Annotated in this window: 22 protein-coding genes and 1 pseudogene; 14 read left to right on the top strand and 9 right to left on the bottom strand. The window is 60.9% G+C overall.

Annotation, left to right across the window (positions count from 1 at the left end):
- Nucleotides 1-222 precede the first annotated feature (222 nt).
- Nucleotides 223-606, top strand: a complete 384-nt coding sequence (locus tag I2H36_RS03030; RefSeq protein WP_196262376.1) for a response regulator — start codon at nt 223-225, stop codon at nt 604-606.
- Nucleotides 607-700: 94 nt separating this feature from the next.
- Here the strand turns inward: I2H36_RS03030 and I2H36_RS03025 are convergent.
- Nucleotides 701-2,077 (bottom strand): annotated as a pseudogene (locus tag I2H36_RS03025) (cytochrome P450).
- Between the two features lie 207 nt (nt 2,078-2,284).
- On the opposite strand from I2H36_RS03025, the gene I2H36_RS03020 reads away from it, so the two are divergent.
- The gene (locus I2H36_RS03020; RefSeq protein ID WP_196262375.1) at nt 2,285-2,707 is read left to right on the top strand and encodes an SET domain-containing protein; all 423 of its coding nucleotides are present in this window, start codon (nt 2,285-2,287) and stop codon (nt 2,705-2,707) included.
- A gap of 37 nt (nt 2,708-2,744) precedes the next feature.
- On the opposite strand, the gene I2H36_RS03015 is transcribed toward I2H36_RS03020, so the two are convergent.
- Nucleotides 2,745-3,443: a TetR/AcrR family transcriptional regulator gene (locus tag I2H36_RS03015; protein ID WP_196262374.1), complete on the bottom strand. Its 699-nt coding sequence runs from the start codon at nt 3,441-3,443 to the stop codon at nt 2,745-2,747.
- 193 nt (nt 3,444-3,636) lie between these two features.
- On the opposite strand from I2H36_RS03015, the gene I2H36_RS03010 reads away from it, so the two are divergent.
- Nucleotides 3,637-4,080: a RidA family protein gene (locus I2H36_RS03010; protein ID WP_196262373.1), complete on the top strand. Its 444-nt coding sequence runs from the start codon at nt 3,637-3,639 to the stop codon at nt 4,078-4,080.
- Between the two features lie 74 nt (nt 4,081-4,154).
- Here the strand turns inward: I2H36_RS03010 and I2H36_RS03005 are convergent, their stop codons facing one another.
- The 6 genes from I2H36_RS03005 to uxaC are packed head-to-tail and all read right to left on the bottom strand — an operon-like array spanning nt 4,155 to nt 11,142.
- On the bottom strand, nt 4,155-5,633 hold the full coding sequence (locus I2H36_RS03005) for a mannitol dehydrogenase family protein (RefSeq protein WP_196262372.1): 1,479 nt from the start codon (nt 5,631-5,633) through the stop codon (nt 4,155-4,157).
- Nucleotides 5,634-5,640: 7 nt separating this feature from the next.
- Entirely contained in the window at nt 5,641-6,480 is an 840-nt protein-coding gene (locus tag I2H36_RS03000; RefSeq protein ID WP_196262371.1) for an ABC transporter permease, read from the bottom strand.
- A gap of 4 nt (nt 6,481-6,484) precedes the next feature.
- Nucleotides 6,485-7,396, bottom strand: coding sequence for an ABC transporter permease (locus I2H36_RS02995; RefSeq protein WP_196262370.1), 912 nt, complete (start codon nt 7,394-7,396; stop codon nt 6,485-6,487).
- Nucleotides 7,396-8,481 (bottom strand): ABC transporter ATP-binding protein, encoded by a 1,086-nt coding sequence (locus I2H36_RS02990; RefSeq protein ID WP_196262369.1) that lies wholly within the window; start codon nt 8,479-8,481, stop codon nt 7,396-7,398. Before I2H36_RS02990 ends, I2H36_RS02995 begins: the two co-directional genes overlap by 1 nt.
- 20 nt (nt 8,482-8,501) lie before the next feature.
- Entirely contained in the window at nt 8,502-9,689 is a 1,188-nt protein-coding gene (locus tag I2H36_RS02985; RefSeq protein ID WP_196262368.1) for an ABC transporter substrate-binding protein, read from the bottom strand.
- A 49-nt stretch (nt 9,690-9,738) separates the two neighbouring features.
- Nucleotides 9,739-11,142, bottom strand: a complete 1,404-nt coding sequence (gene uxaC / locus I2H36_RS02980) for a glucuronate isomerase (protein ID WP_196262367.1) — start codon at nt 11,140-11,142, stop codon at nt 9,739-9,741.
- A 123-nt stretch (nt 11,143-11,265) separates the two neighbouring features.
- On the opposite strand from uxaC, the gene I2H36_RS02975 reads away from it, so the two are divergent.
- Entirely contained in the window at nt 11,266-11,994 is a 729-nt protein-coding gene (locus tag I2H36_RS02975) for a GntR family transcriptional regulator (protein WP_196262366.1), read from the top strand.
- Between the two features lie 44 nt (nt 11,995-12,038).
- Nucleotides 12,039-13,235 carry a mannonate dehydratase gene (gene uxuA, locus I2H36_RS02970; protein WP_196262365.1) on the top strand — a complete coding sequence of 399 codons (1,197 nt, stop codon included), beginning with the start codon at nt 12,039-12,041 and terminating at the stop codon, nt 13,233-13,235.
- A 15-nt stretch (nt 13,236-13,250) separates the two neighbouring features.
- Here the strand turns inward: uxuA and I2H36_RS02965 are convergent, their stop codons facing one another.
- A complete protein-coding gene (locus I2H36_RS02965; protein WP_196262364.1) occupies nt 13,251-14,399 on the bottom strand; it encodes an amidohydrolase in 1,149 nt (382 codons plus the stop codon).
- Between the two features lie 209 nt (nt 14,400-14,608).
- Here I2H36_RS02965 and I2H36_RS02960 point away from each other — a divergent pair, with 209 nt between their 5' ends.
- The 9 genes from I2H36_RS02960 to I2H36_RS02920 all read left to right on the top strand — a co-directional run bounded on the left by I2H36_RS02960 (nt 14,609) and on the right by I2H36_RS02920 (nt 24,626).
- Entirely contained in the window at nt 14,609-15,496 is an 888-nt protein-coding gene (locus tag I2H36_RS02960; protein WP_196262593.1) for an SDR family oxidoreductase, read from the top strand.
- Between the two features lie 215 nt (nt 15,497-15,711).
- Entirely contained in the window at nt 15,712-16,488 is a 777-nt protein-coding gene (locus tag I2H36_RS02955) for an FCD domain-containing protein (RefSeq protein ID WP_196262363.1), read from the top strand.
- Entirely contained in the window at nt 16,478-17,539 is a 1,062-nt protein-coding gene (locus I2H36_RS02950) for an ABC transporter ATP-binding protein (protein ID WP_196262362.1), read from the top strand. The genes I2H36_RS02955 and I2H36_RS02950 overlap by 11 nt, the downstream gene beginning before the upstream one ends.
- On the top strand, nt 17,536-18,639 hold the full coding sequence (locus I2H36_RS02945) for an ABC transporter ATP-binding protein (protein WP_196262361.1): 1,104 nt from the start codon (nt 17,536-17,538) through the stop codon (nt 18,637-18,639). The genes I2H36_RS02950 and I2H36_RS02945 overlap by 4 nt, the downstream gene beginning before the upstream one ends.
- Nucleotides 18,640-18,677: 38 nt before the next feature.
- Entirely contained in the window at nt 18,678-20,177 is a 1,500-nt protein-coding gene (locus I2H36_RS02940) for an ABC transporter substrate-binding protein (RefSeq protein WP_196262360.1), read from the top strand.
- 80 nt (nt 20,178-20,257) lie between these two features.
- Entirely contained in the window at nt 20,258-21,205 is a 948-nt protein-coding gene (locus I2H36_RS02935) for an ABC transporter permease (protein WP_196262359.1), read from the top strand.
- Nucleotides 21,202-22,077: an ABC transporter permease gene (locus tag I2H36_RS02930; RefSeq protein ID WP_196262358.1), complete on the top strand. Its 876-nt coding sequence runs from the start codon at nt 21,202-21,204 to the stop codon at nt 22,075-22,077. Before I2H36_RS02935 ends, I2H36_RS02930 begins: the two co-directional genes overlap by 4 nt.
- A gap of 23 nt (nt 22,078-22,100) precedes the next feature.
- Nucleotides 22,101-23,894, top strand: a complete 1,794-nt coding sequence (locus I2H36_RS02925; RefSeq protein ID WP_196262357.1) for a gamma-glutamyltransferase family protein — start codon at nt 22,101-22,103, stop codon at nt 23,892-23,894.
- Nucleotides 23,895-23,906: 12 nt separating this feature from the next.
- The gene (locus tag I2H36_RS02920) at nt 23,907-24,626 is read left to right on the top strand and encodes a DUF1028 domain-containing protein (protein ID WP_196262356.1); all 720 of its coding nucleotides are present in this window, start codon (nt 23,907-23,909) and stop codon (nt 24,624-24,626) included.
- Nucleotides 24,627-24,667 lie beyond the last annotated feature (41 nt).

The following is a 24,667-nucleotide window of genomic DNA, read 5'->3' as shown; positions in this document are numbered from 1 at the left end:
TTGCGTCAGTCACTCGCGCAGAAATCGCCTCTAGAAAGGCCGCAAAAGAAGCATGGAACCAGGTATTTACTTTAGCTTGTCAGCAGGGTTACGATACCTTTCAGAAGTCTTAATAACATAAGATAGAGAACGGAACCGACGTAAAGATTAGAGTGATTGCAACTGATTCGTATAATGACGCCAAAAGGTGCTGCATCAGGTGGAATCTGGCCAGGAGGGGCTATGCTTGAAGATCGCAGAAAGCGGGTCCTGATCGTTGAAGACGAGGCCATGATCTCGATGCTCATCGAGGATATGGTTCTGGATTTCGGTTGCCAAGTCGTAGGACCTGCGGCGCGTCTGGATCACGCTCTTACCCTTGCCCTCCAGGCTGAAATTGACATCGGCCTTCTCGACATCAATGTGGATGGATCGGTCGTTTTTCCGGTCGCGGACGTTCTGCGCTTCCGCAAAATTCCTTTCATTTTCTCGACAGGCTACGACTTCCGTTCTCTCCCGGAGCGTTTCCGCGATTGCCCAAGCTTGTCGAAGCCTTTCTCCTACCAGAACTTCGCCGATACGCTGCAAACTGCTCTCGCAGTTCCGGAGATTAGAGCAGCCGTCTGATTGGAATGGTGCAAGTAGGCACGATGCTTCAGACATTCGACGGTCAAAAAAAGGCCAACGCCATTCAGGCGCGCAATCCTGAACGGCCGTTCATTCAGGAACGTGGTTCAACCAGCATCTCGGCATCCGCTCTCGGCCTCAACGTCACCTTCATGATGGGTGCCGGCATGGAGCCTGCTTTTGTCCGCAGACGAGCGGCCTTCAGCATGACAGCCAGAATGGCGAGCGCCTCCATCTGAGCGAACGCGCTACCGATGCAGATCCGCGGGCCTGCGCCGAAAGGCATATAGGCGTAACGATGCCGCCCCTTCGCCTGCTCCGGCGCGAAGCGTCCGGGATTGAACCGCTCAGGCTGCTCCCAAATTGCTGCATGGTGGTGCACGGCATGAATGGGAACAACGATAACAGCCCCTTTCGGAACCATGAACCCACTGAGCGGAAAGGCACTTGTTGCCGTTCTGGTAATGATGGGAGCCGGCGGGTAGAGCGTCATGGCCTCCGAGAAGACCTGCCGTGTATAGGTCAGCTCGGAAATATGCTCCGGGCGAACGGGACCATCGGCCGTAACCGCGTCAATTTCCGAGAGCACCTTCACCTCATGCTCGGGATGGTGCGCCAGAAGGAGAAAGGTCCAGGCAAGGCCAAGGGCCGTGGTCTCATGCCCGGCCGTGATGAAGGTCAGGAGATTGTCGGCGATTTCCTCATCCGTCATCACCCGACCGGTCACGGGGTCGGCTGCCGCGAGGAGCAACGCAACCAGGTCCTCACGCGCCTCCCCGCCGCGTCGGCGTTGGGCGATCATACCGGTGATGGCGGAGCGAAGGTAACCTGTCGCAGCCCTCGCCCGACTGCGTCCCGGGTACGGAACCCAGTCGGGCGCGTTGAGAATGCTCAGCGCGAAAATCCAGCCGGTCGGCTTCAGATAGTCCGTGATACCCCGCTCAACCCGAACCACGTCGATCCCGCCGGGCCCCGACATCATGGTCTTCACGATGATGTCGAAGGTCGTTCGCATCATCTCATGGCCGATCCTGACCTTCGCGCCGGAGCCGGCGGTAAGCTACCGGTCGCGGGTTCGTTCCGCCGCTGAGATCATCGCGGGAAGCAACCCGACGAGCTTCTCGTGCCGGAACGCCGGCGCTACTGACTGGCGCTGCCAGCGCCAATGGGCACCGTCTGCCGTCAACAGGCCTTGGCCCAGAGCCGGGCCGAGCGCCCGCCGCACATCCTCTCCCTTCGACAAGGCATCGGCGTTCCGAACCAAGGCCTCCTGAATGAGTAAAGGGTCCAGCAGGAAGACCCTCTCCCGGTTGGCGACCCGTGAATAGACGAGCGGTTCCCAATAGACCTCCGGCGGCAGCGCCTGAAGCGGATCCCGAACCAGCGCGGGCAGGACGGAGAGCGGAGAGCGGCGGCTGACCGTGATGCCTGGGCTCTGCTCCGACAGCACGAGAAGGGCATCGAGGCTCATGCAGTTCCTTTTCAAGACAAATCAGGCACACATTGATGTGCCGGGCAGAACGTTGATTGTCCGGGGCTGGCGAAGCATCTAGAGACAGAACGCAGAAACGGGATTTTGGATCTGGCGGACATCGCCTGATGACCCATTTGATCAACCGGTGATTTCCAGTCATGGAACCCACAACGTTTCTTGGATATCGCGGAGTTCTTGGTGAATATGAGTAGCAAGCGGCCGGAAGGTCCTTTTCGCATCGGGCGTTCGGAAACCGGCCTTGGGCTCTTCGCGACGGATCTCATCGAGAAGGGAAGCTTCATCGTCGAATATGTAGGGCCGCGGATTACGAGCGAAGAGGTCGAAAGGCGCCGGAACACCCGCTACCTGTTCGAGATCAACAGCCGCTGGACCATCGACGGCGCGCCGCGCTGGAACACCGCGCGCTATATCAACCATGCGTGCCGCCCGAACGCCCAGGCGACGATCGCGCGGGGCAAGATCCGCATCAAGGCGATTAAGCGCATCAAGCCCGGCGAAGAAATCACTTACAACTATGGGAAGAATTATTTCGAGACCTTCATCAAGCCGCATGGCTGTCGGTGCCGCTCATGCCAGAAGAGGCGTGAAAGGGAAGCTGCCGGTTAGGATCAGGCTCCATGAATAATAAGAAAACAAAGAATATTCATTGTTTCGGAGCAAGGCCATCGAGCAGGAAGTCGAGACCTTTTCTGAAAGCGCCGTCCCAATCATTGTCCATCAGTAGACGAGAGCGCTCGATTGTCGGGTACTGCTCACTGAGACCTGTAAGGCGTTGCTGCGCGGCAGCCCTGTCGTCGTCCGAAAGATCGAAGCTCGCCCGGGTGATGGTAGCGCCTATCACATAGTTCCAGAGCGACCAAATGGCGACGTTCAGATCCGCATCCGTGACACCGGCTCTGGACAAGGTCTTGCTCAGCAGTTCCAGACGACCGAGGATGTTCGGACCAAGAGCCCGGCGCGGCAACAGAGATGCAGACCAAGGATGGCGCAGCATGCTGGCGCGCCAGTCTTCAAGCATGTGAATCACATCCCCGCGCCAGTCTTGAGACTGTACCGATTGCGGTGGCCCGCAGTACTTGAGCACCGAGTCGAGCGCCAGATCAAAGACCTGCTCCTTATTGTCGACGTGCCAATATAAACTCATCGCGCCCGACCCGAGGCGATCGGCCAACTGACGCATCTTCAGTCCATCGACCCCATGAGCGTCCAGCAATTCTACTGCGGTCGTAACGATCCGCTCCAGAGAGAGAGGCGGTTCGCTGTTCGGGCCCTTCTCGGACGCTGGTGACACATCGGTCCCCTGAGACCGCTTGTTCCGAGCGCCCTTTGGTTTGGCTGTCATTATTTTTTCCCGCTGATGGGATGCTTGACTCGTACGCCGTACGATGTGACTACTCGTACAGCGTACGATTCGATCATATGAGCGATGAGCTGAAGGTCAATCCAAAAGGCCTTGAGGGTCCGTCGCTCGCGCTCCTCGGGGTCGAGAATATCGTGTCACGTGCAAGCATCTGCTGTTTGGAGGGCTAATCATTATGACCATGGGAATTCCCACTGCAACGACAGCGAATGAAGATGATCTCAAGCTGACCATCGTCAATCCACAGAACCTCTACGATCCGACACCGAATGGCTACAGCACTGCGGTGATCGTGCCCAGTCGAGCCAGGGTAGCCTATATTTCAGGCCAGGGCGGCCAGGACCGCACGGGAGGCCTGTCGCCCGACTTCACTGTCCAAGTTGAGCAGGCCTACGCAAACTTGCGCAATGCCATCGAGGGAATCGGGGCAAGGCTGGATCAGGTCGCCAAGCTTACGATTTACGTGGTTGACCATGACATGTCCAAGCTTGAGGTGCTGACGAAGAACGTCAAGGCGATGTTCGGCAAAGCGCTGCCGGCACAGACCCTGGTTCCCGTCCCCAAGCTTGCCATCGACCCCATGCTCTTCGAGGTCGAAGCCGTTGTCATGCTGGAATAATGGTGGCGACGGATCAGGCACGACAGTTATCATCTGGCACGGAAAATGCGCCCTGACCTTAGCTCGTGCGAGGTTCAGCCCACCTTGAATTCGGAGACCGTGCGCTTCGCTCCGATCTCATAAAGCCGCATCAGGTGTGATACGACCACACCTGTAAAGCGGGGGTCAGCCGGAAGATCATCTCCGAAGATCTCACGGATGGCGAACAGGCCGTGAGCCAGGTTCTCGCCTGATCGCCCTGCCCCGTTCGCCACCTCCCTCAATCGCGCCGCCATCGGATCACGGATGTCGATTGGCGTACCCTTCTCATCGGTGCCGGCCACATACCGCATCCAGGCCGCGACCCCGAGCGACAGCCGCCCGATCGGCGCATGGCTACTCAGACGGTCGCGGATCGTGCCGAGAAGGCGCTGAGGAAGCTTCTGCGATCCATCCATGGCGATCTGCCAGGTGCGATGCTTCAGAGCGGGGTTCTTGAACCGCTCGATCAAAGCACCCTTGTAGGATTCTAGATCGGCACCCTGCGGCATGTGCAGCGTCGGCGTGACCTCCTCGTCCATGAGGCCGCGGATCAGTCGGACGAAGGCCTCGTCGGACATGGTATCGGCAACGGTCTCATAGCCAGCGAGATAGCCGAGATAGGCGAGCGTCGAGTGGCTCCCGTTGAGCAGCCTGAGCTTCATGTGCTCGTAAGGCTCCACATCGCTCACGAACTCTGCGCCGGCTTTCTCCCAAGCCGGACGTCCATGCGGGAAGCTGTCCTCGATCACCCATTGTGTGAAGGGCTCGGTAACGACGGGCCATGCATCCGTCAGGCCGAGCGCCTCACCGATCCGCTCTCGGTCCTGATCGCTCGTGGCCGGCACGATCCTGTCGACCATGGTCGAGGGGCAGGAGACCTCGTCCGCAACGAACCGGCCGAGTTCCGGATCGACCAATTCAGCAAAGCGGGTGAGAACGCGCTTTACCGTGCGGCCGTTTGAGGGAAGGTTGTCGCACGTCAAAACGGTGAAGGGCGGCACGCCGTTCATGCGCCGCCGCCGCAGGGCCTCGACGATGAAGCCCGGGGCCGATTTCGGGTTCATCGAATAAGCGAGATCATGCACGATGTCCGGGTGGGCCTCGTTCAAGGCGCCCGTCGCTGGATCGTGGCAATAGCCCTTCTCAGTAACGGTCAAGGTCACGATCCGTGTCTGAGGAGCCGCCATCACATTGAGAAGGTCCTCGATCTCACTAGGCGCCACGATGACGCGTCGGATCGAGCCGACGACCCGCAGCGCTTCGCCTTCCCGCGAGCGCACCGACAGGGTGTAGAGCCCGTCCTGCGGCTGCAGCGCGTCGTAAGTATCAGGACTCCGCAGGCTCGCGGCGACGATGCCCCAACGCGGATCCTGTGCCAGAACATCGTCCGTGTAGACGGCCTGATGCGCACGGTGGAATGCGCCCACACCGAGATGAACGATGCCTGTCTTCAAAGTTCTTCGGTCATAGGCAGGGCGTCGAACGTCCCGGGCCAGTTCCAAGAGCGTATCGTCGTTCAGGCGATCTGACATCGGATCCTCAATGCGCCGGCTGCTTTGCACGGGTGACGATCTGCGTCGGATTCACGAAGCGCAGGGCTATGATGAGCCAGATCAGGGTCGTGACCATGTAGATCACCGCCATGGCATCGATGGACTGCACAGCGCGCACGCCGGCTGCAAAGACAGCATAGTAGAGTGCTACCACGAGAGTCTGGCTAGTCGGGCCTGCCACGAGGAAGGTCAGCTCGAACATGGCAATGGTGCGCACCAGAACCAGCAGCAGCGCCGCCAGGATGCCCGGCAGGAGCAGCGGCAGGAGCACATAGAGGAAGAGCTTGAAGGTGTTGGCCCCAAATACACGAGCGGCCGCTTCGACCTTTGGGTCGATCTGCTCGATGAACGGGATCATGACGAGGATGACGAAAGGCACGGTCGGCACGAGGTTTGCCGCCACAACGCCCCAGAAGGTGCCCGCAAGACCGGTCCGATAGAGCACCGTTGCGAGCGGGATGCCGAACGTCATCGACGGAATCATCAGCGGCAGCAGGAATAGCAGCACGAGAAGCCGCTTGCCCCGAAATTCGCGTCGGGCAAGCGCGTAGGCGGCGGTGACGCCCAACACCCCCGAAATGACCACCACCGCGCCGATCACCTGGAAGGTGACGATCAGGACATCCCAGAGCTGAAACTCACTCCAGGCGGAGGTGTACCAGCGGGTGGTCCAGCCGGCCGGCAGCCACGTACCGAGCCAGCGGGTGGCAAAAGAGCTCGTCACCACGGTGGCGATCATGGCGATGAGGTTGATGACGAAGAATCCGACCGTAGTCCAGACGGCTGCGGCCCAGAGCCTGGCTCCAAGGGTGGTGTCGCGGATCATCGGCTTACCCTTTCGCGCCGGAGGCAGGACCGCGGTAGAACAGCCCGCGCGAGGCGAGCACCGCAACGACGATGCCGAGCTGGACTAAGCCCATGATCATCGCAATCGCAGAGCCCATGGAATAATCATATTCCTCGAAAGCCGCCTGTGCGGCCGCGATGGAGATGACGCGGGTCGAGCCCGCCGGTTCACCGAGCAGCACCGCCGAGGGAAAGACCGAGAACGCCTGCACGAAGGAAAGACAGAAGGTGATGGCAAGGCCGGGCATCAGCAGCGGCAGGTAGACATGGCGGAACCGTTGCCACGCGCTGGCCCCAAGAGTTGCAGCCGCTTGCTCCAGTGCGGGATCGATACCGGTCACATAGGACAGGGTGAGGAGGAAGGTGAATGGGAAGCCCGTGATCACAAGTGATGCGAAGACACCCCAGTAATTGTGAACCAGCTTCAGCGGCTGTGAGATCAGACCAAATGTCATCAGGGTGCGATTGAACCAACCCTGAGGGCCAAGATAGTTCAGCAGACCTTCGGCTACGAGCACCGTGCCGAGGGTGATCGGCAGAACGAGGATCGTCGTCAGCAGGCGCTGATTGCGCATGAGACGGACCCGGAAGGCAATCGGGACGGCCAGGAGCAGGTTGACGAGCGTGACGGGGATCGCAAGCCAGAGGGTATTGGCAATTGTCTCATAGAGAAACGGATCCGAAAAGAAGCGCCGGTAATTGGCGAGCCAGTCGCCTCCCGCTTTCGGCTCAAAGGAAAGGACGAAACCAAAGGCAAAGGGATAGACGAACAGCAGCAGGCTGAAGATGGCGGCAGGAACGACCAGGAGGGTCACCGCGTCGAAACCGCGAGCCGCCAGGCGCTGGCGCAAGTTCGGCCCTTGTTCGACGGCAGATGCGTGAGCAACGGCGTCCATCACTGTCTCCCTTGAACCGGCTCGGCGAAGACGAGAATGCGTTTGTCCTCTGTCCGAAGATGAATCCGGGACCCCGGCTCCACCGACACATGAGAACGGAACACAAAATCAAGCCCGCCAGCGGAATGGGCGGTCCCGACGAACTCGCGGCCACGGTACTCGATGGTGTCGACGGTAGCGGCGATGGCGTTCGGCCCGGCCTCGCCGACCTCAAGATCGTCAGACCGGATGGCGGCATAGCCTGTCGAACCAACGGAAACCCGTTCACGGGCGACGCCGCTGATCCGGGCACCCTCAACATCGAGGATGGTACGGTCGCCTTCAATGGCGACAACCTTGCCTTTCAGCTTGTTGCGAAAGCCCATGAAGTCGGCCACGTCAAAGTGGGCCGGTGTCTCATAGAGCTCCTTCGGTGCCCCGACCTGGCGCACCACGCCGTCACGCAGCACGACGATCCTGTCGGCGAGGGACAGGGCTTCGTCCTGATCGTGGGTCACGTAAATGGTGGTGGCCCCAAGCTCGTTGTGAATGCGCCGGATCTCTGCCCGCATTTCGATACGCAGCTTGGCATCGAGGTTGGACAGCGGCTCGTCCATCAGCACCAGGGGCGGCTCGATGACGATGGCGCGAGCAATCGCCACGCGCTGCTGCTGGCCACCCGAGAGCTGGCCAGGCAGCTTGTTCTCCTGCCCCTGAAGGCGGACGAGGTTCAAGGCCTCGTCGACCTTGCGGTCGATCTCAGCCTTCGGCCGGCCGCGCATCTTCAGGCCGAAGCCGATGTTCTGACGCACGTTGAGGTGGGGAAAGAGCGCATAGTTCTGGAACACCATGCCGAACCCGCGCTCCTCGGGGCGCAGGGTGTCGACCCGGTTCTTGTCGAGCCAGATCGCTCCACCGGTTACAGGAAGAAGACCCGCGATGCAGTTCAATGTCGTCGACTTCCCGCAGCCCGAAGGGCCGAGCAGGGCGATGAACTCGCCACGACGGATGGTGAGGGAGACGTCGCGCAAGGCATTGAGTGCCCCGAAATCGCGGCTCACACGATCGAGCCGGACTTCGTCGAATTGTGAAAGGGCTATGGTCATCGCGGGTCCTTGCTTTCGATTTACTTGCGCTTGCCGCCGGCGACCTGCTCGTCCCACATGCGGAAGGCGACGACCATCTGCTCGGGCTGAAGCGGCAGTTCGATCGGGTTCTCGGCGATCCACTTCTCGTATTCGGGACGGCCGAATTCCTTTATGGCGGCCTGGCTCTCAGGCGGCGCCATGTCGAGAGTCACGCCCTTCACGGCTGGGCCCGGATAGAAGTAGCCCTCATCGTAGGTATAGGCCTGCTGCTCCTTGGTGAGCAGGAAGTTCATGAGATCGAGTAGCACTGCGACCTTCTCGTTCGACAGCCCCTTGGGCACGCACATGTAGTGTGCGTCCGCCACCCAGTGGAAGCCCTTGAGCGCCGCCACCTTGGCCTCCTTCGGCACGACGCCGAGGACGCGCGGATTGATGTCCCAGCCGGTGGTCGACACGGTCATGTCGCGGGAGCCTTCGCCCAGTTCCTTCATCACCGCACCGGTGCCGGATGGGTAGTACTCGATGTTCTGCCCCAGTTCCTTCAGATAGGCCCAGGTCTTGTCCCAGCCCTTGGCGGGATCCTGCGGGTTGCTGTCGCCCAGGATATAAGGAAGGCCCATGATGAAGGTGCGGCCCGGGCCGGAATTTGCAGGGCGCGCATAGATGAAGCGCCCCGGATTGGCCTTGGTATAGGCCAGCAGTTCCTCGGCCGTGGTTGGCACGGTCTTGACCTTGTCCGGCATGTACTCGAGCAGCGGACCGGAGGGATAATAGGTTACGACAACGCCCTGCCCCTTGGCCAGCCCCTGCATCTTCGCGGCAGCCGGCAGATAGATGTCATCGAGCGTGGGCAGAGCGTTGGCATGGCCCGGGATCAGATCCACCCAGAGCTTCTGCTCGATACCGGCGGAGAGCGCATCGGTGCCTGTGAGCACGAGGTCGATATCGACGCGGCCTGCATCCTGCTGCGCCTTGATCTTGCCTGCGAGTTCCGGCGCAGTGGCCTTGGTGAAGCTGATGCGCGAGACGAGATTCGGCTTTGCCTTGCGGTAGTTCTCGATGGCTTTCTGCGTCAGCGCGAGATTGCCGGCGACATCGATGATGTTGAGAGTCACAGGGCTCGTCGGCAGATTGGCCTGAGCAAAGCTCGTGCCACCGAGAGCAGCAACGCCCGCGGCGCCGGCGACACTGCCGACGAAAGTCCGCCTGGTAATCAGGTTCGTCATGTTCTTCCTCCCGTTCTGTGCGACATGGCTCTTTTCGCCATGTCCCGTATCACAGCTTGTAGGCCTCTTTGGCGAGGCGATAGGCGAGATCGTAGGCCATCTCATGCGCCTCATCCTCTTCGAGGCGGTGCGTCAACACGAGATTGGCGAGATAGGCGCAGTCGACCCGGCGGGCGACATCGTGCCGGGCCGGAATGGAGAGATAGGCCCGCGTGTCGTCGTTGAAGCCGACCGTGTTGTAGAAGCCTGCCGTTTCCGTCGTAAGCTCACGGAAGCGGCGCATCCCCTCAGGAGCATCGAAGAACCACCAAGCTGGGCCGAGCTTCAGGGCCGGATAATGCCCGGCGAGGGGGGCCAATTCGCGGGAATAGCTCGTCTCATCGAGCGTGAAGACAATGATTGTCAGGTTCGGCTCGTTGCCGAAACGGTCGAGAAGCGGTTTGAGAGCGTGCACGTAATCCGTCTGCGAAGGAATATCGGCGCCCATGTCGCGGCCGAAGCGACGGAACAGCAACTCATTGTGATTACGGAAGGAACCGGGATGGATCTGCAGGACCATGCCGTCTTCCACGCTCATGGCCGCCATCTCGGTGAGCATGTGGGCGCGGAACAGCTCCGCATCCTCAGGACTCACGCTCTCGGTTGAAACGCGTCGGAACAAGGCCTCCGCATCCCCTTGGGAGAGATTAGCCGTCCGAGCCGTAGGGTGGCCGTGGTCGGTGGAGGTCGCACCATATTCCCGGAAGAACGCCCGCCGTCTGCGATGTGCCTCAAGGTACCCGTTCCAAGAGAAGGTGTCGCTCCCCGTGATCTCACCGAAGCGGGCAAGGTTCTGCCGGAAACCCTCGAACTCGGGGTCAACGACCGGATCGGGCCGATAGGCCGTGACCACCCTGCCCTTCCAACCGGACTGCCGGATGGTCTCGTGATGCTTCAAGGGATCGAGAGGGCTCTCCGTCGTGGCTATTGCCTCGATCCTGAACCGCTCGAAGAGCGCGCGCGGCAGAAACTCCGGCGTGCGCAGGGCCTCATTGATCCGGTCATAGTAAGCATCTGCGTTCGCAGACGAGAGGCGCTCCGTGAAGCCGAAGAGCGTCGAGAAAGTATGATTGAGCCAGGCGCGCGTCGGCGTGCCGCGAAAGAGATGGTAGTGAGCAGCGAAGCGGCGCCAGATCGCACGTGGATCGCGCTCGACAGCACCTCCATCCTTCACCGGAATTCCAAGATCTTCAAGACGCACGCCTTGGCTATAGAGCATGCGGAAGATGTAATGGTCCGGGACAACGAACAACGTCGCAGGATCGGGGAAAGGCTCATTCTCCGCGTACCAGCGCGGATCCGTATGCCCATGCGGGGAGATGATAGGCAGGTCCTTGATCTCCGCATAGAGCCTGCGCGCCACCTCTCGTGCAGCGGGCTCTACCGGAAAAAGCCGGTCCGAATGGATCAGCATAGCGTTCTCCCTTGGCGCGTCAGGCAAGCCGTTTGCGACGACTTCCGAGCGCCTCATTGCGGGAGACCATAAGACGATCCAGAACCGTTTGCAATGGTCTACTAGTATGGTAGTGTGTCACTTATGAATGAGAGAAGCCCTCTTGCAAAGCTCGATCTCAGCCGCGAGCCCATGGCTCGGCAGGTCACGCGCGCCTTGCGCCAAGCCATTGTCAGCATGCAGATTTCGCCTGGCGAAATGCTGTCAGAGCAAGATCTTGCGCAGCGATTCGGTGTCAGTCGCTCACCCGTGCGCGAGGCCCTGATCAAGCTGAGCGAAGCAGGGCTTGTGCGGGTTCTGCCCCAGCGCGGCACCCAGGTGGTCAAAATCTCACGGGCTGCGGTTGAGGATGCCCGTTTCATCCGCCTGGCTGTCGAATGTGCAGTCGTACGCGAAGCCGCTCTCAGGTCTACGCCGATACTCCTCGCCGAATTGAATGCCAGCCTGGCGCGACAGCGCCGGGCCCAGCGCGCCACCTCGTCGGAGGACTTCATGGCCCTCGATGAGGAGTTTCATCGCCTCCTGGCAGAAGCTGCCGGCCGGCCGGCAGCTTGGCGCATGATCGAGGATGTGAAGCCTCAGATGGACAGGGTGAGATACCTGGACGTGAAGCAAGCCACGCCGCGCCATACCATCGTGGCGCAGCACGCGTTGATCGTCGACGCCATAAAGGCTTCCGATCCTGTCGCGGCGGAAAAGGCTATGCATCAGCATTTGAGCGAAATTCTACGCTCGCTGCCGGAACTGGCTGCACAATATCCTGACCTATTCGAACCGGAACACGATGCTGTCGCAGAGGCGCTCAGCGCGTGAGACCCACGAATTTACAATTGGCTCAAATCTGAAGAGGCAAACCCATGGAACAAGCTTGGCGCTGGTTCGGCCCTGAAGACGTCATCAAGCTGTCCCATGTCTGCCAGACCGGCGCGATGGGGATCGTGACGGCATTGCACCACATTCCATACGGAGTCGTCTGGAGCATCGAGGAAATCGAAAAGCGCAAGGCGCTCATCGCCGCCGATCCCTCACTCGGCCTGCGCTGGAGCGTGGTTGAGAGCCTGCCGATCCATGAGAGCATCAAAATCGGCGAAGGCGACCTGATACCTTTATTCGACAACTACAGGCAGTCGCTGCGCAATCTGGCCCAGTGCGGCATCACCACGATCTGCTACAACTTCATGCCGGTCGTGGACTGGACCCGTACCGAACTCGCCTACCCTCTTCCCGGCGGCGGCACGGCTCTGCGCTTCAACGCGCATGAATTCGCCGCCTTCGACTGCCTCATGCTGCAGCGACCGGGTGCAGAGGCGGACCATTTGCCTGAAGTGCTGAAAAGGGCACGGGAGTGGTACGATCGTTCGTCGGAAGCGGACCGGCGCCAACTTCTGTCGAACATCATGGCTGGACTGCCAGGCGCCTACGATCGCTACGATATTCCGGGTCTCCGCGTCATGCTCGACCGCTATCGAGACATCAATGCCACGGCGTTGCGCGAGAACCTCGCCCGCTTCCTGCGTGAGGTGATCCCGACGGCGGAGGAAGTCGGCATCCGCATGTGCATCCATCCCGATGATCCGCCGCGCCCGCTCATGGGCCTCCCCCGCATCGTGTCCAATGCGGATGACATCGCGTTCATCCTTGGGGCAGTCGACTCGCCTGCAAATGGCCTTACCCTCTGCAGCGGCTCCCTCGGGGCTAATCCTGTCAACGATATTCCGGCGATCGCCAAGCGGTTCGCGAACCGCATCTGGTTCGCCCACCTGCGCAATGTGGCCAAGGAGCCGGATGGCTCCTTCATGGAGGCGGATCACCTCGGCGGCGATACCGACATGGTGGCTCTGGTCACGATTCTGCTGGAAGAGCAGAAGCGCCGCAAGGATGCCGGAGACGCGCACTGGCGCATACCCATGCGCCCCGACCATGGCCACGAGCTTCTGGACGATGTGGGCAAGCCGACCCACCCGGGCTATCCCGCCATTGGCCGCTTGCGCGGCCTTGCCGAACTTCGCGGCGTGATGACAGCCGTCTCAGCCCTGCGCAACTTGCCGCTTTGAGGATTGAGGGAAGCCTTATCCGAGCAGATTGCGTATCGTCCGCATGAACACGCGCCCCCCAATAGGGATCAGGTCATCAGGAAAATCGTAATCCGGATTGTGCAAGCTGGGATGCTTCTCGCCGGCACCAAGGAAGAACATGGCCGCAGGCGCCTTCTGGCCGAAACGGCCGAAATCTTCAGAGGCCCGGATCGGCAGATCGCCCCGGTCATAAGGCACGCCCTCGGCTTCCAGTGCAGTGCGCAGATGCGCGACTGCTTCCGGGGCATTCTCGCAATGGTGGAAGATGTCGTCATAGCAAATCTCCACACTCAGCCCCTGTTCACGGGCGGCGGTCAACACCAATTGCTCGGCGCTTGCGCAGAGTTCCTCCATTCCTAAATCGGTAAGCGTTCGCAAAGTGGCCCAGATCTCCCCATGAGATGGGGCAACGCCGAAGGCCGGCTCGCCGATCCTAGCATGTGTCACCGTAACCATTGAGAAGCCTTCCTCCATTGGCCCTCCCCTGCCGAGGGCCGTAAGCTGCGGCATCAGCTGCGCAACAACTTTCACGGGCGAGAGGCCGGTCTCAGGCATGGAGGCATGGGCAGTCTTTCCCGTGAGCACGATTCGCATGCCCCGCGAGGCGCAGTTGACCGGCCCCTCCGTGAGCGCCACTTGGCCGAAGGGTAGGCCCGGCACATTGTGCAGAGCGAAGGCAAAGTCCGGCGCGATGTGGCGGAAGCGCGGATCGGCCACGACGGCTGCCGCACCAGAACCATCCTCCTCCGCCGGCTGGAACATCAGGATGACACGACCCCGTTGCGGTCGCTGCCGGCCGAGCTCCCGCGCCAATGCCGCAAGAATCGCCATGTGGCCGTCATGCCCGCACAGATGACCTTTGCCCGGCGTAGCCGAGCGATGAGGCGCATCGGAAATTTCCTGGATCGGCAGACCATCGAGTTCGGCACGCACCATCACGGTCGGCCCTTGTTCCCGCCCCTCGTAGACGGCAGCAACGCCATGGCCGCCAAGGTCAGCGAGGGTCCAGTCGGGATGTGTCGCCTTGAGAAAAGCCTGAACCTCACGGGCCGTCTGCTCCTCCTGTCTGGACAGTTCCGGCATGCTGTGGAGCTTGCGCCGGAAGGCCACCAGCTCGACCATGTCTTGATTGGTCAGGACCATGCATCACCTCCGAGGGCGACAATATGAGAGCCAAGCTGCAGGCGTCACGGCACCAAGCATGTTTCGGCACAGATTTATGGCGTGAGTCCAGAGTATGATCAACCCAGACGACAGCGCCTTCGAGGGATGGGAGCGCACCTCATCGTTCATTGCTGCGCCGCTTCTATGTCGCTAAGTTGCTCATAGGTACTTCAAGGCTCCACGATATCATGAACCTGTTCGTCTTCGGCCTGGGCTACACCGCCCTCCAGTTCATTCACCTTCAGGGTCATCGATTCACAAGTATTTGCGGAACAGTCCGGTCTATAGAGAAAGCGAAGGCGCTTGGGGCAGCGGGAATTCAGACCTGCCGCTTCGACGGAAAGGACTTCGATCACGCCATTCTCCAGCATCTTGAGCACACGGAGGCTCTCCTGATCTCGGCACCGCCGGCAGAAGGGCAAGATCCGGTCCTGGAACAATTTTCCGAAGCGCTTGCTCACGCCCCTCGCCTACGCTGGGTCGGCTATCTGTCGACAGTCGGTGTCTATGGCGACGCGGGCGGCGCATGGGTGGATGAGAGCACCCCACCCAATCCGGCGACAGCCCGCGCACGCCGGCGGATTGAGGCCGAACGGAAATGGCTCGAACTCGGTGCGAGCGCTTCTTTTGCGGTGCAGATCTTCCGGCTCGCAGGCATCTATGGGCCCGGTCGAAACGCCCTTGTAAAAATCGCAGACGGCACTGCCAAACGTATCGTCAAGCCTGGACAGGTCTTCAACCGGATTCACACCGAGGATATCGCGCAGGTCCTGATGGCTTCCATGGACAAGCCGAGCCGGAATGCCATCTACAATGTGACGGATGACGAGCCCGGGCCTCCTCAGGATGTTATTGCCTATGCCGCAGAGCTTCTTGGCCAGGAACCCCCGCCCGAAATCCCTTTCGAAGAAGCCGATCAGACGCCTATGGCACGTGCTTTCTACGAAGATAACAAACGCATTCGCAACACGCGGATCAAGTCGGAACTTGGCGTGAGGCTCCGGTACCCGACGTTTCGGGACGGGCTCCAGAGGCTATTCCAGGCAGGTGAAGCTCCTTCAGCGCGCAAGCATTAGGCACAAGGTGAAGCTTCTGTCGGAGTATTGCTCAGGCCCAAAACGACCCACTGATCATTAAAGCAGCACTATCGACTATCGAACCATCATCGAACCACTTGCAAATTGGTTCGGTATCGGGCTAGCCTTGTTTCGTTGAAGCCCCTTGAGGCGCAACAAGACGTCGTTGCTGCTCGCCCGGCAGCAAGATTGGTTTACAGGGAGCTGGCTTTTCGGTGTCCAACCCGGATTCTTCGGCAGATAGCTCCAACTTTGCTCTCGGGCGGTTGCGAGCTCTCCTGGACGAGAGTTCTCCTGAGGGGGAACAGCGCCTCCCGTCTGAACGGGTGCTCGCCGCTCAGATTGGGATAGGACGCCGCGCCGTGCGACGGGCGCTCGAGGTGCTAGAGGCCGAAGGCCGGATCTGGCGGCACCAAGGCAAGGGAACTTTCGTGGGTCCGCGACCGGTCCATACGCCAACCAGCCTTGAGGAACTGTCGAAGCGTACGCATCCGCTCGAGGTCATGGACGTGCGCTTGGAGATCGAGCCGGCTCTGGCCCGGCTGGCTGCCATGCGGGCTACGAACGGCGACATTGAGCGACTTCTGCGCTTGGCCGAGAAAACGGCCCTATCCTCAGATGCGGATGGCCGCGAACTCTGGGACAGCGCCTTGCACCGAACCATTGCAGAGGCGGCGGGCAACTCCCTGCTCCTTGCGATTTTCGACATGGTCGATCGCATTCGCCAGGACACCGCGTGGCGTCTCTTGCGGGAGCGGGCACGCTCCGGTGAGCGTCAGCAGATCTATATCGAACAGCACCGTCGTGTGATCGCCGCCATTGCCCAGCGTGAGGCCCATGCAGCCGAGCACGCCATGCGCGAGCATCTCGAACTCGTGCGCGAAGGCCTCCTGAAGGTCATGACCAGCCCTATGCCCGACCAGGTGGACAGACAGACTGCGGAACAACCCGTCACAGCAAACACCAAAAAAGAGATACGCCATGGGACGTGAGGCCCTCCGACAACCAAGTGCAGACGTTCATGAGATCGGTAATGCCGCTGTGACCTCTGAGCCGCCGCTCCTTAGCGTTCAAGGATTGTCCGTCCGGTTCGATGGAGCCCCGAAGGGCGTGAACGTCGTCGATGACGTCAGTTTCTCCGTCCGCAAGGGCAAGACTCTCTGCATTGTCGGCGAATCCGGCTGCGGCAAGAGCGTGACTTCGCTGGCCCTCATGGGCCTTCTGCCGACCCCTCCGGCGAGGATCGTCGCAGGCTCTGCCACCTTTGACGGACGAGATCTGCTGACGCTCACCGAGCGTGAGCGGGCGGATCTGCGCGGCGACCGGATGGCCATGATCTTCCAGGAGCCGATGACCTCACTGAATCCTGCTTTCACCATTGGTGACCAGATTGCCGAAGGTATCGTCCGGCACCGCAAGGTCTCCAAGGCCGAGGCTATGGAGCGGGCGCTCGACATGCTCAAGAAGGTGCGCATTCCCGCACCGGAAAAGCGTTTGCGCGCCTATCCGCACGAGATGTCAGGCGGCATGCGCCAGCGCGTGATGATCGCGATGGCACTTTCCAACGATCCGGAGCTTTTGATTGCAGACGAGCCGACCACGGCGCTCGACGTGACCATTCAGGCGCAGATCCTCGCCCTCATCCAGCGCCTGCAGGAGGAGACCGGCACGGCGATGATCCTTATCACGCACGATCTTGGTGTCGTGGCCGAAGTCGCCGATGAGGTGGCCGTGATGTACGCCGGGCATGTCGTCGAAAGCGGACCGGTTCAGTCCATTTTCGAGGATCCGCAACACCCCTACACCATTGGCCTCATGGGCTCCGTTCCGTCTCTTGGTCGCCGCCAGGGGCGGCTCGCGACGATCCGCGGCACCGTGCCCCCGGCGGAGCTGATGCCAAAAGGCTGCCGCTTCACGCCGCGCTGCCCGTTCTCGGACGCCCGTTGCGGCAATGAACTTCCGCCCCTCGGGGAGATCCGACCAGGCCACTTGGCCCGGTGCTGGTACGCACCTCTCGAACAAAAGCGGGGAGCAGCCGCATGAGCGTGATGGCACCCACGAGCGACGTCATCCTTGAAGGCGTTGACCTCAAAAAGCATTTCGGCGGCGGAGGCTTGCTGTCGTCCCCGACTGTCGTCAGGGCGGTGGATGGCGTGTCCCTCGATGTTCGGCGTGGTGAGACCTTCGCGATCGTCGGCGAATCCGGCTGCGGCAAGTCTACCCTCGGGCGCCTCCTCCTCCGGCTGATCGAGCCGACTGCCGGGGACGTGCGCTATGAAGGCCGCTCGATCCTGAAGCTCAGCAAGAGCGAGTTGCGCGGGTTACGTCGCGAACTCCAGATCATCTTCCAGGACCCCTATGCTTCGCTCAACCCACGCATGAATGTTGGTGACATCATTGCGGAGCCGATCTGGTTGCATAACCTGGCGAGCGGCTCCGAGAAGCGCGAGCGTGTTGCGGATCTGATGCGCACTGTGGGCCTCCTTCCGACCCACTCGGATCGCTACCCGCACGAGTTCTCCGGCGGCCAACGCCAGCGCATCGGCATCGCTCGGGCATTGGCGGGAGATCCGAAGCTGATCGTTGGCGATGAGCCGGTTTCGGCCCTCGACGTGTCGATTCAGGCGCAGATCATCAACCTGCTGGAGGATTTAAAGGATCGCTTCGGCCTCACCCTCGTCATTGTGGCGCATGATCTTGCTGTGATCCGGCACATGAGCGACCGGGTAGCGGTCATGTATCTTGGGGAGATCATGGAACTGTCGGAGACAGATGCGCTCTTCGACAACCCGCTACATCCCTATACCCAGGCGCTCCTCGCGGCGATCCCAATTCCGAGCCCTGCGAACAGGCAGCCTAAGGTCCTGCTCCAAGGCGATGTTCCGAGCCCCGCGGCTCCACCATCCGGCTGCCGCTTCCATACCCGCTGCCCTCATGCGCAGGCGATCTGCAAGGAACAGCACCCGGCTCTTGAAGCTGCACCCGACGGCCGCCGGGTTGCCTGCCATTTCTGGCGCGAGATCCAGGGAGCGGGCGCGGGATCCATCAGCGCACCGCCCCCGAGCCCAGCGCTCGCCAAGCGGCTGGCGCTCTACCAAACTTGGCGTGAACGGCAGGATAAGCCCGTCGCGACGAGCCCCTGAAAGAAGACTAATCCAGAGGACTATCGGAGGACGACACAATGAAGAAAAGACTGCTCCTAGCCATGGCTGCCGGGCTCCTGGTGAGTACCGCCGCCTCCGCGCAAACGCTGCGCATCGGCCTGAACGAAGATCCGGACGTGCTCGATCCCCATCGCGCCCGCACCTTCGTCGGCCGCATCGTGTTCACGTCACTGTGCAACAAGCTGGTCGACATCACCCCGGACCTGAAATTCACCCCGGAGCTCGCCACCGAGTGGCAATGGGGCGATGACGGCAAGTCGTTGACCTTCAAGCTGCGCCCCGGCGTCAAGTTCCATGATGGCGAGCCTATGAATGCGGCTGCCGTGAAAGCCAACATCGAGCGCGCCCGCACTCTGCCGGACTCGCTGCGCAAGAGCGAGCTCACCTCTGTCGACAACGTCGAAGCCGTTGACGACCTGACCGTGAAGGTCAATCTCTCCCGCGCCGACGCAACCCTGCTGTCGCAGCTCTCCGACCGTGCCGGCATGATGATGTCGCCGAAAGCATTGGCTTCCGCCGATTTCGGCCAGAAGCCTGTCTGCTCGGGTCCATACAAGTTCGTCGAGCGCGTGCAGAACGATCGAATCGTGCTTGAGAAGTTCGCCGATCACTGGGACGCGAAGAACTTCAACTTCGAGCGTATTGTGTTCCAGCCTATTCCGGACACGACCGTTCGCCTCGCCAACCTGCGCTCCGGCAACCTCGATCTTATCGAGCGCCTTGCTCCCAGCGACGTTCCGGCTGCCAAGGGCGATTCCAATTTGGTCTTCGCTCCTGTCTCCGGGATCGGCTACCAGGGCCTGACCATCAACACCAACAACGGTGAACGCGCCAAGTCCAAGCTCGGCCAGGATAAGCGCGTCCGGCAAGCGCTTGAGCTCTCCATTGACCGCAACGTGATCAACGAAGTGGTCGGCGCAGGCATTTATCCGCCGGCGGGACAGCCCTTCCCAGAGGCGAGCCCGTACAACAATCCGAAGTTCAAGGCCAACCAGCGCGATGTTGTTAAGGCGAAGCAGCTTCTTAAGGAGGCTGGCGTCGATCGGGTGAAGTTTGAACTGACTTTCGGCACCGGGACGACGGCTCAGCAGATCGCCGAGATCATCCAGGCGATGGCGGCCGAGACCGGCTTCGACATCACGTTGCGCCCGACCGAGTTCGCGGCGATGCAGAAGGAGGCCCAGGCTGGCAACTTCGACGTGAACGTGATCGGCTGGTCCGGGCGCGTCGATCCCGATGGGAATATCCATCCTTTCGTGACCTGCAAAGGCGCCCTGAATGATGGCAAGTACTGCAATGAGCAGGTCGACAAGCTCTTGAATGATGCCCGCGTTATCAACGACGAGGCCAAGCGCAAGCAGCTTTACGATCAGGCTCAGGAAATCCTGAAGCAGGATCTGCCGATCATCTACACCTATTATCAGCCGTGGCCCTTCGTTCATTCGAAGAAGGTTCAGAACTTCAAGCCCTATCCGGACGGCATGATCCGTCTGAAGGGCGTCAAGTTCGCTTCCTGATCGATCAAAAAAAAACTGCGTGCCCGGTCTTCTCGATCGGGCACGTCCTTTCCCTTTTCTGATGCGGGTTGCTTAGGCTGATGCTGCGCTACATCGGACGACGAATACTGATAGCCATCCCGACATTAATCATCGTGTCGCTGTTGGTCTTCGCCTTGCAGAAGCTCCTGCCGGGCGATCCGGTCCTCACCATGGCAGGCGAGGAGCGCGACCCGCAGGTGCTGGAATACCTGCGCCAGAAGTACCGCTTGGATGACCCGATTCCGGTTCAATACTTCGCCTGGATCGGCTCGGCCCTGACGGGCAATCTCGGAATCTCGCTGCGCACCGACATTCCAGTCCTCGATCTCATCATGAGCAAGCTCCCGGTCACCCTCGAACTCGCCATCATGGCTATGATCGTGGCGCTGGCCATCGGTATCCCAGCCGGGATCATTTCGGCCGTCAGGAAGGGAACGACCGTCGACTACGCCGCCAACGTGATCGCGCTATCGGGCCTGTCGATCCCGAACTTCTGGCTCGGCATCATGCTCATCATGCTGATCTCGGTGCGCTGGCAACTCCTGCCGGCTTCCGGATATGTGCCTCCGACCGAGGATTTGTGGCTCAACATCAAGACCATGATCATGCCGGCCTTCGTACTCGGCACGGGCCTTGCCGCGAGCCTCATGCGGCATACCCGAAGCGCCATGCTCGGTGTCATGCGGTCCGATTATATCCGCACGGCCCGCGCCAAAGGCCTCCTGTCGCGGAAGGTCATCCTGAAGCATGCCCTGCGTAACGCGCTGATCCCCATCGTAACGCTGTCAACCCTGCTGTTCGGCGAACTCCTTGCCGGTGCCGTTCTGACCGAGCAGATCTTCACGATCCCGGGCTTCGGCAAGCTCATCGTGGATGCGGTTTTCAACCGCGACTATGCCGTGGTGCAGGGCGTAGTTCTCTGCACAGCTGTCGGCTTCATCTTCATGAACCTCTTGGCCGACGTCCTCTATGTTCTCGTCAACCCCCGCCTGAGGCATTCAGCATGACCGCTACAGCCGTAGTTGCCGATGAGGTCGCCCTGCCGAAGAAGCGCAGCCGGGTGCTCTCGAAATTCCTGAAGAACAAGAGCGCCGTCGTGGGCGGAGCCATTGTCTTGTTCTTCATTCTGGCTGCCATCGTCGGGCCCTATTTTGCGCCCTACGATCCTATCAAGCCGAGCTTTACGAGCATCCGCAAGGCACCATCGGTGCTGTTCTGGTTTGGCACCGACGAATTGGGGCGCGACATGCTCTCCCGTATGCTCTGGGGTGCTCGCGCCTCCATCATGGCCGGCGTGGTCTCGGTCTTCATCGCCATTGTGCTCGGCGTGCCGTTCGGGCTCCTCGCCGGTTATTTCGGCGGCTGGATCGATGCCACGATCTCACGGGCCACTGACGCCATGCTGGCGATTCCCTTCCTGATCTTCGCCATCGCGCTCGCCGCCTTCCTTGGTCCGAGCCTCACCAACGCGATGATCGCTATTGGTCTCTCAGCAATGCCCATCTTCATCCGCCTGACCCGCGGACAAGTGCTGACCGTCAAGGCGGAGGATTTCGTGGAAGGCGCGCGGGCCATCGGTCTCCCGGACTTTTGGATAATGGCTCGGTACATTCTCCCGAATGTGCTGCCGCCGATTCTGGTCCAGGGCACGCTGACCATCGCTACGGCCATCATTGCAGAGGCGAGCCTGTCCTTCCTTGGACTAGGCCAGCAGCCACCGAACCCTTCCTGGGGCTCCATGCTCAACACGGCCAAGAACTTCATGGATCAGGCACCCTGGATGTCGATCTTTCCAGGCTCGGCCATCTTCCTGATCGTGCTCGGCTTCAACCTTCTCGGCGACGGCCTGCGCGACGCCCTCGATCCCCGCGAACAATAAACTCGAAACATTGGATAAGAGACATGTTTACGACTCGGCCCGAGATCCTCGGCACCTTCGGCATCGTCACCTCAACCCACTGGCTGGCCTCTGCTGCTGGCATGGCGATGCTGGAAAAGGGAGGCAACGCCTTCGACGCCTGCGTTGCCTCCGCTTTCGTGCTCCAAGTGGTCGAGCCGCACCTCGTTGGTCCGTCAGGCGAGGCCCCGGCCGTGTTCTACTCCGCCAAGACCAAGAAGGTCGAAGTGCTCTGCGGCCAAGGAACGGCACCGGGTGGTGCCACCATCGAGCATTACAAGCGCGAAAGCCTCAAGCTCATTCCCGGCAATGGCTTGCTGGCGACTGTGGTCCCTGGTGCGTTCGATGCCTGGATGCTGCTGCTGCGCGACCACGGACTTCTGTCCTTGAGGGAGGTCCTCGAGCCCGCCATTTACTATGCCGAGCAGGGACATCCGCTCCTGCCGCGCGTTGCCGATACCATCAAGGGCCTAAAGGAGTTTTTCGAGACCGAGTGGCCGACCTCGGCTGCCGTGTTCCTGCCGGGTGGTGGGGTTCCGAAACCCCGCCAGTTGTTCCGCAACCCGCAACTCGCCGATACCTGGAAGCGCATCATCCGCGAAGGGGAAGCCAGGGGAACCGACCGCGAGGCGCAGATCGAAGGTGCTCGCAATGCCTTCTACAAGGGCTTCGTGGCCGAGGCCATTGATGCATTCGTTCGCAACACGGAAGTGATGGATCAGAGTGGGTCCCGCCATCGCGGCGTGCTCACCGCCGACGACATGGCAAACTGGCAGGCGTCCTACGACGCGCCGCAGACCTACGAGTACCACAACTTCCGGGTCAATAAGATCAGACCCTGGGGCCAGGGACCCGTCTTCCTGCAGACGCTGGCGCTCCTGAAGGAGTTCGATCTTGCTGCCATGGGCCCGACCAGCGGCGAATTCATCCATACCGTTGTCGAATCCATGAAGCTCGCATTCGCCGACCGCGAGGCCTATTACGGAGATCCGGATTTCGTCGACGTGCCGATCCAAACGCTGCTGTCGGACGCCTATAACGATGAGCGCCGCAAGCTGATCACCGACAAGGCATCCTTTGAACTCCGCCCTGGCCGCGTCGAAGGCTATGAAGCCCAGGTCGAGCGTACCTTGAAAGCGCTGCGTGAGCTCTCCACCACGGACAAGAAAGTTTCCGGCGGCGAGCCGACCCTGGCTTCCATGCGCTCGGCGCGGCGTGGGGATACCGTGCATATCGATGTGGTTGACCGTTTCGGCAACATGATCGCCGCTATGCCGTCTGGCGGCTGGCTCCAATCCTCGCCGGTTATTCCGCAGCTCGGCTTCATGCTCAATTCCCGGGCTCAGATGTTCTGGCTCGAGGAGAACCTGCCGGCGAGCCTCGAACCGGGCAAGCGTCCGCGCACGACGCTCACACCAACTCTCGCGGAAAAGGATGGAGAGCCTTACATGGTGTTCGGCTCTCCCGGCGGCGACCAACAGGAGCAATGGCAGATGCTCCTTTTCCTGCGCCACGCTCATCATGGGCTGAACCTGCAGGAAGCCATCGACCTGCCAATGTCGCACACGGCGCATTTCCCCTCTTCCTTCTATCCGCGCGAGCAGAAACCCGGCCACCTCATGGCGGAGGAAACCTACGGTGCTGAGGTTCTCGACGACTTGCGCGCCCGTGGTCACGAGGTTGAGGTCGCGCCGGCCTGGACAGTTGGTCGTCTCGTGGCAGCGAGCCGTGACAAGGACGGCCTGCTGCACGGGGCCGCTACGCCGCGCCTCATGCAGGCCTATGCGGTCGGCCGCTGAGGAGCCCGGATCATGACTTGGTCGATCATCGCGAAGGATTCCGAGACCGGCTCGTTCGGAGTTGCCGTCACCACTAAATTCTTCGCCGTGGGAGCACTCTGCCCCCATGGCACGGCCAAGATCGGCGCGCTTGCCACACAGGCACTGGTCAATCCGCTTTATGGAATAGACGGGATGCGATTTTTGGCGGAAGGGCGAAGCGCCGAGGAAATCGTAGCGGTGCTCATCGCCCAGGATCCTGGGCGCGAATCCCGCCAGCTTCACGTCATCGACCGGGATGGCAGAACCGCGGCCCACACGGGCCGGGACTGCATCGACTGGTGCGGACACCTGACGGATAAGGGTGTGTCGGTTGCCGGCAATATGCTGGCGGGTCCTAATGTGATCGAAGCCACCCTCGAGACCTACAAGCGACGTATCGACCTGCCTTTCGCCGACCGTCTCCTCGCAGCCCTCGATGCCGGACAGAGCGAGGGCGGTGACAAACGCGGCAAGCAATCGGCTGCACTCAAAGTCTGGCGCGACGAGCCCTATCCCATGCTCGACTTACGTGTTGACGATCACCCTGAGCCGCTACAGGAGTTGCGCCGACTCCATGGCGTTGCTCACGAGCGCTTCCTCGCCTTCATGGACGCCATGGCGACCCGCTCCAACCCTGGCGGAGTCACAGACCGTTCCTGGATCGACCAGAGGGCGAGCGAGTATCAGGCCCGTCTGGCTAGCCGCACGTAACGCGCTTTTGCATCAGCTTAACTTACCGTAGCGTCGAAAGC

This window comes from Microvirga terrestris (genome assembly GCF_015694425.1).
GTDB lineage: Bacteria > Pseudomonadota > Alphaproteobacteria > Rhizobiales > Beijerinckiaceae > Microvirga > Microvirga terrestris.
The sequence above is the reverse complement of the archived record's forward strand: the minus strand, read 5'-3'. Positions and strand labels throughout refer to the sequence as shown.